11 protein-coding genes are annotated in these 12,658 nt (G+C 30.2%); 5 read left to right on the top strand and 6 right to left on the bottom strand.

Annotated features, from left to right (window positions below; all coding sequences use genetic code 11):
• Positions 1–30: 30 nt before the first annotated feature.
• The 5 genes from I6U48_RS28945 to I6U48_RS28925 form a co-directional block, all read right to left on the bottom strand.
• Positions 31–861: a RelA/SpoT domain-containing protein gene (locus tag I6U48_RS28945; RefSeq protein ID WP_218323982.1), complete on the bottom strand. Its 831-nt coding sequence runs from the start codon at positions 859–861 to the stop codon at positions 31–33.
• Positions 862–918: 57 nt separating this feature from the next.
• Positions 919–2,673, bottom strand: a complete 1,755-nt coding sequence (locus I6U48_RS28940; protein ID WP_218323981.1) for a sensor histidine kinase — start codon at positions 2,671–2,673, stop codon at positions 919–921.
• Positions 2,651–3,358, bottom strand: a complete 708-nt coding sequence (locus I6U48_RS28935) for a response regulator transcription factor (protein WP_218323980.1) — start codon at positions 3,356–3,358, stop codon at positions 2,651–2,653. The genes I6U48_RS28940 and I6U48_RS28935 overlap by 23 nt, the downstream gene beginning before the upstream one ends.
• Positions 3,359–3,603: 245 nt before the next feature.
• The gene (locus tag I6U48_RS28930; protein ID WP_218323979.1) at positions 3,604–4,524 is read right to left on the bottom strand and encodes a DMT family transporter; all 921 of its coding nucleotides are present in this window, start codon (positions 4,522–4,524) and stop codon (positions 3,604–3,606) included.
• Positions 4,525–4,621: 97 nt separating this feature from the next.
• On the bottom strand, positions 4,622–4,828 hold the full coding sequence (locus tag I6U48_RS28925) for a hypothetical protein (RefSeq protein ID WP_218323978.1): 207 nt from the start codon (positions 4,826–4,828) through the stop codon (positions 4,622–4,624).
• Between the two features lie 312 nt (positions 4,829–5,140).
• Between I6U48_RS28925 and I6U48_RS28920 the strand changes: the two genes are divergently transcribed.
• The 4 genes from I6U48_RS28920 to I6U48_RS28905 all read left to right on the top strand — a co-directional run bounded on the left by I6U48_RS28920 (position 5,141) and on the right by I6U48_RS28905 (position 10,059).
• On the top strand, positions 5,141–6,313 hold the full coding sequence (locus tag I6U48_RS28920; RefSeq protein ID WP_218323977.1) for an NAD(P)-dependent malic enzyme: 1,173 nt from the start codon (positions 5,141–5,143) through the stop codon (positions 6,311–6,313).
• Between the two features lie 26 nt (positions 6,314–6,339).
• Positions 6,340–7,311, top strand: coding sequence for a 2-keto-3-deoxygluconate permease (locus tag I6U48_RS28915; protein WP_218323976.1), 972 nt, complete (start codon positions 6,340–6,342; stop codon positions 7,309–7,311).
• Between the two features lie 482 nt (positions 7,312–7,793).
• Positions 7,794–9,356, top strand: a complete 1,563-nt coding sequence (locus I6U48_RS28910; RefSeq protein WP_218323975.1) for an ATP-binding protein — start codon at positions 7,794–7,796, stop codon at positions 9,354–9,356.
• Positions 9,357–9,369: 13 nt separating this feature from the next.
• Entirely contained in the window at positions 9,370–10,059 is a 690-nt protein-coding gene (locus tag I6U48_RS28905; RefSeq protein ID WP_218323974.1) for a response regulator, read from the top strand.
• Positions 10,060–10,190: 131 nt separating this feature from the next.
• On the opposite strand, the gene I6U48_RS28900 is transcribed toward I6U48_RS28905, so the two are convergent.
• Positions 10,191–11,495: an ammonium transporter family protein gene (locus tag I6U48_RS28900; RefSeq protein ID WP_218323973.1), complete on the bottom strand. Its 1,305-nt coding sequence runs from the start codon at positions 11,493–11,495 to the stop codon at positions 10,191–10,193.
• Between the two features lie 421 nt (positions 11,496–11,916).
• Here I6U48_RS28900 and I6U48_RS28895 point away from each other — a divergent pair, with 421 nt between their 5' ends.
• A complete protein-coding gene (locus tag I6U48_RS28895) occupies positions 11,917–12,612 on the top strand; it encodes a PdaC/SigV domain-containing protein (protein ID WP_218323972.1) in 696 nt (231 codons plus the stop codon).
• Positions 12,613–12,658 lie beyond the last annotated feature (46 nt).

The raw sequence follows: 12,658 nt of genomic DNA, 5'->3' as shown, positions 1-12,658 counted from the left end.
AAGTTAAATGTCGGCCGTGGTTATCTATACTCATTCTGTCCTATCATTCTCCATTAATTCTTCTTTTTCTTCAATTTTCTTTATTAATTCCTTTATCTGTTCATTTTTCTTTTCTATTATATTCTCATATTTCTCTTCCATCTCAGTCCACTTTTTATTAAGTAAATTTATTAGAGAAGCCATTTCATCTGAACTACCAGCTATGCGGTTAAATAATAATAGGTTCATCTCTAACACTTCTGGTATTTGGCTGTGAGAGTATCTAAGTTGATGGTCTATTTCACCATAACCTTCTTCAAATATTGTTCTTACTTGTATTTCTGTTATAACTCGTTGATTTGTTGGAAAAAACTCTATTAAATAGTGGACTGAACGATATCCAGATTTCCTGGATTTAATTTCAATATTTAATTCTTCAAATCTTTTAGTGTCATCTCCTTCTCTAACATTAGCAGTTATTTCAATGACATTCCAAGTTTGAAGTATAAAATTATGAATATCCTCCCAATCTTCCTTAAAAATATGTATTACCCTTACTCCTATAAGATCATTTATTTGATCTTTATAGTTATCAATAGTAAACTTAAAGTCTGGACCGTATTTTTCTTTCCTATCAGGAGTTTTTCTAATAATTTTTTCAATCAACCGTTCTGTATTTTTTACCCTAGCCTTTACAGAATGTATTTTTTCATGTGTTCTAAGGGTATTTGCAATAAAACCTGCCTGCGTATCATAACTTTCTCTATACTTATTAAAGTCAATATATATTTCATTCAAAGTATCCCAATCTATATCATTTTTTATAATACTTTCTTCTGAAATGTGGTATTTTTGTAAGAATTTTTCTTTTATAAGTTCCATATTATGTCCTCCTGCATGTTATATTCTTTGCTCCTATTAATACAATATTACCACAGTTTATATTTTTAGCGCCATAAATACTTTAAATAAGTCGCCTTCTTTCTCTATATACATTTTTCCTCCATGTAATTCTACAATACTCTTTGAAATAGCAAGCCCCAATCCAGAACCTTCAATCTCTGAATTTCTCGATTCATCTCCTCTTTTAAAACGCTCGAATATATCTTCTACATTAAAGTTCATTTCATAGGCCGCTATATTTTTAAAGGATATTAGCACCTCTTCCCTCTGTTTATCTATATCAATATATACTCTAGTGCTTCTCAATGAATATTTTAGCGCGTTAGAAACTAAATTCTCAATTGCTCTTGACATTTGTTTTCCATCTAAATACAATATAACCTCATTTTGAAAACTTCTTATTTTAAACTCTATATTTTTTTCTCCATGATAACTAGAGCATTCCCCTACTACTTGATAAATCAAGTCTACAATGTCCACTTGCTCTTTAACAAGATCTAATTTTCCACTATTAATTTTAGAAACCTCAAATAGATCTTCAATTAAAACCTTTAACTTTTTAGACTTATCATCTAATATTTTAACATAGTCTTCCTTCTCCTCTTTAGTGGCTTTATCTCTTTGTAGTAAATCCACATAAGTTATTATAGATGTTAGAGGAGTCTTTAAATCGTGCGAAACATTAGATATTAATTCAGATTTAAGACGTTCATTCTTAATATGATCCGCTAGAGCCTTTTTGTATCCTTTTTTTATTGAATTTATGTTTCCTGATAACCTATCTAATTCCTTGTTTCCTATTTTCTTTAAAGTTAAGTTGAAATTTCCATTAGCAATTTCCTCAGTATCCTTTAAAATTTCATTATAATATGTTACATCTTTAATTAGAACATATGGAACTAACAAAAAGTACATAAGTATATAAATTATACCTGGCACTATGATATTAGGGTATTTATCAAAATTTATTTCAACTGATAAAATAATTACTAATACTATTGTAAGAATACATAAAATCGTTACTTTTCTATACAAACTCACATTACATATTTTAAATATATATCCTCTTAATCTAAGAATTATAAAATATAATCTTGAATTTCTCAGTTCATTCTTTGCTCTTTCTTTACCAACTTTCTTCAGCCATCTTACCTTTTTAAAAATAAATATTGGTACAACAGCTAGCCATAATAGTAGAAAACATACTTCTGCTCTTGCAAAATAAATCGGTCTAAGTACAACCTTTCTTATATACTGAGTTGTGTTCGCGTCTGTTTTTTCATACCAATAATACTCAGTAAAATCTTTTGCAGCCTTCAGATTTGCTACACGATTTAAATCTTTTTCAACTAGAGGGGAAAAAGTTGATGTGTTATCTGCCTCATAATAACAATATGAGTTTTGTTGTATGTATCTTTCCGTATGATTGATGGCCTTATAATAATTTGTATACACTTTTCCATTCTTATTATCTATAAGAGCGAATTTAACCATATCATCCTTAAAATCTCTTTCTATATCCTCCTGAATAAGTTCTCCACTTTTAAGCTTTTCTAGATATCCAGTTGTACAATATAATTTTTGACTTGTGTAAAAAGAGTCTTCAATCAAATGCTGATTCAATGCTGCATTTCTTGTTTTTAACTCATTAAATCTATCATTCATAAAAAAATCAAAGCTAAAAATTAACGTTAAAATAGTCAGAATTACCACTAATACTATTTGTGTTAATAGTCTCCATTTAAAAGCGCTCCTAGAAGAACTAATATTACTTGTCAATCTTGTATCCAATTCCCCACACCACCTTTATATATTTTGGTTCTTTAGGATTTATTTCAAGCTTTTCTCTTATCCTTCTTATATGAACCGTTACAGTATTTTCACTTTTATAAAAAGGTTCATTCCATACATTTTCATATATCTGCTTAATTGATAAAACCCTTCCAACATTTTCTGCAAACAACAGTACTATCTTAAATTCTAAAGGTGTTAACTTCACTTCTTCACCATCTACCTTCACTACATTTGAAGCTTTATTTATGGTTAGTCCCCTTATTGATAGTTCATCTTTATTTGTATTTTGCTCATTTGAATCAGCATTACCAAGCAAAAGGAATCTTCTTAACTGAGATTTAACTCTAGCCACAAGTTCTAATGGGCTGAAGGGTTTTGTCATATAGTCATCGGCTCCAATATTTAGACCCAATATTTTATCTGTATCTTCGCTTTTTGCAGATAACATTATTACCGGTATATTTCTACTCTCTCTTATTTTCATACAAGTTCTTATCCCATCTAATTTAGGCATCATTATATCTAGTATTATTAACTGTATATTTTCCCGTTCTAATATATCTAATGCCTCCAATCCGTCTGCTGCTTTTACCACTCCTATATCACTGCTTCTCAAATAAATTTCTATAGCATCTCTTATATCTTTTTCATCATCTACTATCAAAACTTTTTGTTTAAGCATAATAACCTCCAAATTTTAGAATTCTCTTTTTTCAATATTCGTTTAAACATATCTTTTTTCCTCCTTTCTAAGCTTTCAGATTATAAATTTAAACATCACCATCTTTCAAAAACTGTTTATATGTATAATTTTACATGCTAAAAATTACAAAATAGCTTATATAATTATTAAGAATTTCTTACAATTAAAAAACCGTACTGCAATGCAGTACGGTAAAACAAATAGTTACGCTATTTTGAGTTACTTCACATAACATGAGTATCTGAAACAACATCACTCTTAGTTCTTTTCAATTTCTTTAGAAAACTCAGTTTTGTTTCTTCAGTAATAATTCCTAAAAAAATAACAATACTTCCTGCTATCATTTTACATGTCATTGTTTCATTTAAAAAGAATAAAGCAAATATTCCCCCAAAGGCAGACTCTAGAGTAAATATAAGAGCTGTACTTGTTGATGAAATATATTTTTGTGCTATATTTTGTACTAAAAATGGTATTACAGTAGTTACTATTACAAGATATGCTGTAGATTTAATCATTTTAGGCGTAAAATTAATTTTATAAGATTCAAATATTCCTGTAAGCATTACAAATAGTATTGATCCTATTGCAAACTGTACTATTGTTGAAATTATAGGATCTGAATCTTTGCTGAAATATTCTATAGCGATCATATGACAAGCAAAAGATATTGAACAAAAAATGGATATTACATCTCCTTTATTTATATAAAGCGACCCGTCTAAAGTTAATAATCCAATACCTACTATTGATATAAGGGCACCTATAATTTCATATCTATTCGGAACTCTTTTATTTATTCCCCATGCTAGAAACGGAACTATTATTATATAAGCTCCAACTAAAAAAGATTGCTTTGAAGCAGTTGTATATAGAATTCCTATTACTAATGTTAAGAATGCCAGAAACAAAAATACTCCAATTATCGACCCCTGACATAAATCTCTTTTATTTATCTTTTTTAGTTTCTTCCAAAATATAAGAGATAATATAATAGTCGATAATCCAAATCTTAAAGTCATCAATTGAAATGGTTTAATATCATTTAAAGAATCTTTTACAATAGCATAGCTCGTTCCCCAAAATATTGCTACAAAGGCTAATGAAAAAGTAGCTAAAAGAACCGTTTTATTATGCTTAGACATTCATTTCACCTTCCCTCAAAATATATGTTTTAATAGATGTTTTTTCCTTGAAAAAGCAAGAGAATATATATCCTCTTGCTTTTACATACTTCATTAACTATTCTTCATTTGATTTTTCTAAGCTCCTAGCGCTGTACCCCCAACACTTATCGCACCTTAGACAAACCACTGAAGTGTAAGCATTACAGTGTCCGTAATTACTTTTTTTTGATGGTTTCTTACCATTTACTATTTTTGAAATCCAACTTTGCTTTTCTTCTTCATCATTTTTTCCTGCATTTAAAAACAATTTATCAATTTTCATGTTAGATACACCTTTCTTTCTGTTAGACTTCAAAAGTTCACTTAAACCCAATTATATTGTAACTGAATTGAAATCATTAATAAAGTAAATTAATCACGTTTTTTATAAAAGTTTTATGAAATTATTCCTTGCCTCTGCAATTTTCCTAGCTTCATCTCATTATCTGAATATTGTTAAATTTTCTTCAAAGATTTCTAAAAGAACAAAATATATTTTAAATTTACGTAATATTTTAATTTTATTCTTCCGCTGATATTATATCATTACAGGATGTAAATGTTATCAAAACATTAATTAGGGAGGATGATTTAAATGAATTACTTTGAAGAAAGTTTAAAATTGCATGAAAAAAATATAGGTAAAATTGAGGTTACATCAAAAATAAAGGTAGAGACAAAGGACGATTTGAGCCTTGCTTATACACCTGGTGTTGCAGAACCTTGCAGAAAGATTCATCAAAACGAAGAAAACGTGTACAAATATACTTCTAAGGGAAATTTAGTAGCTGTAGTTACAGATGGAACTGCAGTGCTAGGACTTGGCGATATAGGGCCTAAAGCTGGGCTTCCAGTTATGGAGGGAAAATCTATATTGTTTAAAGAATTTGCTAATGTTGATGCTTTTCCTATATGTCTAGATACTAAGGATGTTGATGAGATTGTAAAAACTGTAAAGCTTATAGCTCCAGGATTTGGTGGAATTAATCTAGAGGATATCGGAGCTCCAAGATGTTTTGAAATTGAAGAAAAATTAAAGAAAGAGCTTGATATACCTGTATTCCATGATGACCAACATGGAACTGCAATAGTTGTTCTTGCAGGAGTAATAAATGCTTTAAAAGTTGTTAATAAGAAAATAGAAGACATAAAAGTTGTTATAAATGGTGCAGGAGCTGCAGGAACTGCTATAGCTAAATTATTACTGTCTTCAGGAGTAAAGAATCTAATTGCATGTGATAAGGTTGGTATTCTTTACAGAGGAATAGAAAATGTAGATGATGCTAAAAAAGAACTTGCCAAAATAACTAACCCAGATAATATGCAAGGAAATTTGGCAGATGCATTAGTAGGTGCAGATGTATTTATAGGAGTTTCAGCTCCAGGAATAGTAAGCCAGGACATGGTAAAATCAATGAACAAGGATTCTATATTTTTCGCTATGGCAAATCCAACTCCAGAAATAATGCCTGATGAAGCTAAAGCAGCTGGGGCAAGAGTAGTAGGTACAGGCCGTTCAGATTTCCCAAACCAGGTTAATAATGTACTAGCTTTCCCAGGAATATTTAGAGGAGCTTTAGATTGTCGAGCAAAAGAAATTAATGAAGAAATGAAAATAGCAGCGGCTTATGCTATAGCAAGCAGCATTAAAGATGAAGATTTAAATGAAAACAATGTAATACCAAGTGCATTAGATAAAAAAGTAGCTGCAAATGTAGCAGAAGAGATTATTAGAGCAGCTAAAGAAACTGGTGTAGCACGATTATAAAATAAAAAATAAATGGAGGTATGAAAATGCAAATTCCAATTAAAAAAACACTTGATAAAATTCCAGGCGGTATGATGGTTGTTCCTCTTTTTCTAGGAGTATTAGTTAACACCTTTTGTCCACAGTTTTTAAAAATCGGTGGTTTTACAACTGCATTATTCAGTTCAAGCGCATCATCAACAATCTTAGCTTGTTTTATGTTTTTAATAGGATCACAAATTAATTTCAAATTAGCACCAAAGGCAATAAAAAAAGGTGCAATATTGATATCCGGAAAATTTTTAGTAGGTGCTGGCATTGGTATATTTGTAGGAAAAGTTTTTGGACCTGCTGGAGTATTAGGCTTATCACCACTTGCGATTCTTTCAGCATTAACAAATTGTAACGGTGGATTATACGCATCTCTTGCTTCACAATATGGTGATGAAACTGACGTAGGTGCTTATGCTTTACTGTCTTTAAAGGATGGTCCATTTTTCACATTAGTTGCATTAGGTGCATCGGGACTTGCTCAAGTTCCTTTTAAAGCGCTTGTAGCAGTAATGGTTCCAATAGTAATAGGCATGATTTTAGGAAATCTTGATACTGAAATGAGAAAATTCCTTGGAAGCAGTAAAATGTTATTAATTCCATTCTTCTCCTTCCCATTAGGTGCTGGAATGAATCTTGAAACTATTGTTAAAGCTGGAGGCCCTGGTATATTATTAGGAGTAATAGCTGCCTTTACGGGAATAGGAGCCTTTATACTTCTTAAATTATTTAAGGAAGAGCCTATAATTGGACTAGCAACAGGATCAACTGCAGGAAATGCTGTAGCGACACCAGCGGCTGTTGCGGCAGCGGACCCAACATTAGCTGTTGTAGCAACAGTAGCTACGGCACAGGTTGCAGCAGCGTGTGTAGTATCTGCTATACTTTGCCCATTCATTGTGTCTTATGTATTTAAAATACTTAAAAATAATAAAATGAAAAAATTAAATAACGAAGCTATTGCATGATAAAAAGCGATTCCAAAAATTTTGATACAATAATAATGATCTTTTATAGGGCTGTTGTACTTATAGATAAACACCCCTGAAAGTTAACTTACACTCCGGTATATGTTTCCAAGCTTCAACACAATAAAAACTTTTAATCAATCTAAAGCTTAGTATTTTGAACATCTAAGGACATCTGATAAACTCATACCTCAAGACGGACCAACTTATCAATTAGCCTTGATAAGTTGCTCGTTAAAAGCCATTTAGGCTTTTAACCATATCAGAAGTCCTAAGATTTTCTAAAATACTTCGCTAAGATTGATTAAAAAGTTTTTATATGTGCTTTCAGCTTTGGAAACATATACCTGCGCATAAGTCCACTTTCTAGTGTGTTTATCTATATAGTGCAACAGCCCAGATTATTATTGAGTTTTTTCTTGTTTATATTTAAAATTTATATAAACTTGTAAATTATAATTAAAACTAGTGAGGGTGGAATAATGAAACTTAGACAAAAAATAACTTATTTTGTAGTAGGCATTCTGCTTCTTTCTGTAGGTAGCATAACTATACTATCTTTTTATCAAATGAAAGATTTATTAAAAACACAAATTAGTAAAGGGATGTTAGATTTAGCTGGTTCAATTGCAGAAAATTTTGTTGTTAGAGAATACTTTAGTAAAAATGGTGAAGTATCAAATAACATGTTAAATAATGAAATGGAAAATATCAGAAGTAAAGTAAATGTTCAATTTATAGTAGTAATGGATATGAACGGAATAAGGCAGTCACACCCACAAAAAGAGAAGATAGGCAAAAAATTTGAAGGTGGTGATGAACAAAGAGTTTTGAAAAGAGGAGAAGAATACATTTCTGTATCTACAGGCAGCTTAGGTCCATCCTTCAGAGCCTTCGCCCCTATTTTTGTAGATAATAAACAAATTGGTGCAGTATGTGTCGGTGTCCTGAAAGGTAACTTTAACCATGATGTATATGCTAAAATGGAGAAGTTCATTCCATTTATAGCTTTAGGACTTATATTAGGTACTATAGGGGCAATTTTAATTTCTTATAATATTAAACAGACAATTTTAGGCCTTGAACCTGAGGAGATAGCTTTAATACTAAAGCAAAAGGAAACTGTGCTTGAAACAATTAAAGAAGGAATTATTTCATTAGATACAAAAGGCAGAATAACACTTTTTAATAAGGAAGCTGCTGAAATATTAGAATTACAAGATAAAGATATCGGTACACACATAAGTGAATTTGTTTATGGAACTAGAATTGATTACGTTCTACAAAGTGGTGAAACTATCGAAAATTTAGAGGTAAAAGTAAAGCCTGGTGTTAGCATAATTTCTAAGTATGCACCACTAAAGAATGAGAAAGGTCAACTTATAGGACTTTTAATTAATTTTAGAAACATGACTGAAATAAAAAAATTAGCTGAAGAACTTACTGGAATTAAAAAAGTCACATGGTCACTTAGAGCTCAAAACCACGAGTTTATGAATAAACTTCATACTATTTCAGGGCTAATACAACTTGAGGAATATGATGAGGCTCTTAAATTTATAAATAATGTAGCAAATGAAAAGAAAAATATAAGTACAATAATAACTAAAAGTATAAAAGATATATCTGTTGCAGCACTTTTACTTGCTAAATATAGTAAATCAGAAGAATCAAGAGTAAAGTTTATTATAGATGAAGAATCCACATTAAAAAGACTTCCTAAATATTTAACCTCCGAAGAACTTGTTTCAATACTTGGAAATCTTATTGAAAATTCCTTAGATGAAGTTAAAAATGACGGAAGTGGTGAAATATATCTAAAAATCTACGAGCAGAGCGACTCACTAAAAGTTATATTAAGAGATAATGGGCCTGGTATTCGAAACGATATTCGCGATAAAATTTATAATATGGGTGTTACAAGTAAAGATGGGCAAAGAGGTTATGGCATGTACTTAGTTAAAAACATAATTGATGAAGCCAAAGGTACTATCGATTTCAAAATTGATAATGGTACCACTTGGGATATATGTATACCTATGTAAAGGAGTGATAAATGTGATTCGAGTTATGATAATAGAAGATGATCCTATGGTTTTAGAAATAAACTCTAAATTTTTGAGAAAAGTTGAAGGTTTTAGCTTAGCAAAAGCGGCTACAAATCTTCAAGATGCCAAAGATTTTATATTAAAAAATAAAGTTGATTTAATTCTTCTTGACGTTTATTTACCTAAAGAAAATGGAATGGATTTTTTGAAATGGCTGAGACAAGAAGACGTTCTCATTGATGTTATACTTATAACTGCTGATAAAACTGTAGATAGAGTTCAAGAAGCCTTTAGATTTGGCGCCATAGATTATCTTATAAAACCTTTTACCTTTACAAGATTTAAAGAAGCTCTTAATTTGTTTAAAGATAGATATGCTAATTTTAAGAGTCAGGAAACTATTGACCAAAGTCAATTAGATAGAATGATTTTAAATAGCACCTTTACAACTGAAGATAAAACAGATATACCAGAGAAAGGCTTTAATAAATATACCTATAAGAAAATATGGAATTTTATCGAAAAAGAGCATGATGATTATTTTACTGCTGAAGATTTATCTGAAACTCTTGGAGTCGCAAGAGTTACGATTAGAAAATATCTAGAATATATGGAAAAAGAAAAGAAGTTAGAAAAACTTATTGAATATGGGAAAATCGGCAGACCTCAACACAAGTACAGAGTAAATCAAAATATATAAATTTAGAAAAACACTGCAGAAAGTTGACTTATGCTCCGGGAGATGTTTCAAAGCCTCAGCACTATAAAAACTCGTCCTTATAAATAATATAAGGACGAGAACAGTTTCTTAAAATTCAAAACAGTATAACGTTATCCTAATTTTTGTGAAGAGCCTGAAGTACTTAAGGTATCAATACTTCCTTCCTCAACAAAAAATTCATCACTATCACTATATGGAATAGCCTTTTTGCCAAGTAAATTTATAACGACTCCTGTTATCTTTCCACATACAAAAGCTACAAGTAAAGTAACTATTATTCCTGACAACTGTGTTACAGGTTGTCCAGTTATAAATACTGCTACAATACCTCCAAGTATTCCAGGCATTCCATGTAGATTATTAATTCCACAAGTATCTGTTCCTTTTATAAATTTCTCAAGTTTTGGAGCTATAATACTATAGCCAATTACACTAAGTGCTCCAGCAGCTATTCCGATAAGCATAGCATATCCAGGTGTTGTCATATCACAAGTGGAACCTATGGCAACTCCACCTGCAAGAGCGGCATTAGCAATATCTTCTATTTCAATCTTACCTCTAATAATTTTTGTAAATATGTATGTTGCTAGTGTTGCACCACATAGAGCAAAAATTGTATTTACTGCAGTTAAAACAACTCTCTCTGGTGCTACAATTGCACTTGTAAAAGATGGCCAGAAAAGCCATAATATCATACTTCCTAAAAGACAAAATTGATTTGAATTTGAATCATTTTCACAAGCTTCGTCATTTTTAAATCTAGATAAAGTATTTGCTATAACTCCCAATCCAAAATATGCACCAAATGCATGTATAACAATTGATCCACCAGTATCAAGAAATCCTTTAAATATGCCACTTTCTAATAATAACCATTCATTAAATATATAGGCTGGAACAAACAACAATCCCATTATAACATACTGATCCATTTTTAAACGCCCAAGTGGAGCTCCAATTGCTATAAGTAAACTTGCTGCAGCAAATTCTGCATATAGAAGAGTATCAATGCTTATAGTTGGTTTACTAAAACTTTCTCCTCCAAAGCTTTTTATAATTACGTACATTGGTATAGCTATGCTCACAACAAGAAATGTTGCTGTAATTGAACTATATCCATGCTTTCTTACAAAGACCATTAGAAAACCAAACCCTACAAGCAGCATAGCTAAAATATGAATAGAACGCTCATATTTTAATGTATCAAAAATAGTAGTATACTGTGAAGAATTTTGATATACTTTACCTCCTTCAGAATTAATTAATGACATACTTGATGACACATTATGATTTATACTAGGTATTAAAATAAGTGCACTAGCTATAAAAAATAGTAACAAGAATAGTAATAATCCCTTATTTACATGAAGCTTTTGGGCATTATTAACTTTTCCTTTGGTAGATAATTCCGTCATTGTTTTCTCCCCCATTTATATTTATTTTATGTTAAGTTAAAGATATATTTTATAGCTAAGTTATATAGCTTTAACTTGCATACGTTTTCATAAACATTTACATTTTGTATCTTTTCTTTCATGCTTGTATACATTCTTTCATAATTGAGACAAAACAGTCTCATAATTGTGACATTTTTGTCTCACATCCATTATAATAACACTTTTTTTCATGTATGAAAAGTGTTATTATTGATAGGCTAATTTTTTTATGTTTTATATAAATTTTCTTAATTTTATTAAGAATTTTATCAATAATCATATTTAAAATTGGCATATTTTACACTCATATATTACTACCGTTTTTTATATTTTAAATTAAGTACCTTTTTACAAACTACATGCATATTCTAATAAGTAGACTTGTAAAGGAGGTATATATATGATATGTCCATTCCTAGACTGTAATGAGTTTTGTCCTTTTCAGAGATGTATTCAATTCTCTATGCGAACTTCTCCTAACCCCCTAAGTGTTACTTCCCAAGATATCTCAATGAAAAATGACAAAATACATGAAGCATTACAAATTCCCGTGCTTCATGGACAGATCAATCCACAAATCCTTAACAATATAAATAAAAATATAAATAACGATATATTAGAATTTAAAAGTGAAATGGAAACCGCTGCAGATGAAAATGCCAAAGAGGCTGAAATGCATGGCAGACCTATTACTCATTATGAAATTTCAAATACTTATCTGATAACTTATAATAAAAATAACATTTTAAGCATTTCAATAATCTATCAGCAATATATTAATGGAAGGAGTAGTTATATAAGGACAACTTACAATTATGATCTTAGCTCTGGAGAATCTATGTCTATTGGCAGCTTATTTAAGCCAAATACAGACTATATAGGAACATTAAATAAGTTAATTACAAGTAAAATTCATGGAAATACGAATCAGTTTAAAGGAATTGCAAAAGACCAACCCTACTATTTAGATAATGATAACCTAGTTATATTTTTTAGGTTTAATGAAATTGCTCCAGTAGGATCTGAAATACCAGTAATAAAAATTCCATTTTCTGAATTAAGTAGTATATTGAAACCTCAGCTTTTAAGATCTTAAATTCTTATTATAGACACCTATGCCCGGCACTTAACTTATACGCAGG

The sequence above is a fragment of the Clostridium thailandense genome (genome assembly GCF_019207025.1).
GTDB lineage: Bacteria > Bacillota > Clostridia > Clostridiales > Clostridiaceae > Clostridium_AM > Clostridium_AM thailandense.
Note: the sequence above shows the minus strand (reverse complement) of the source record. Positions and strands in the feature narration are given on the sequence as shown.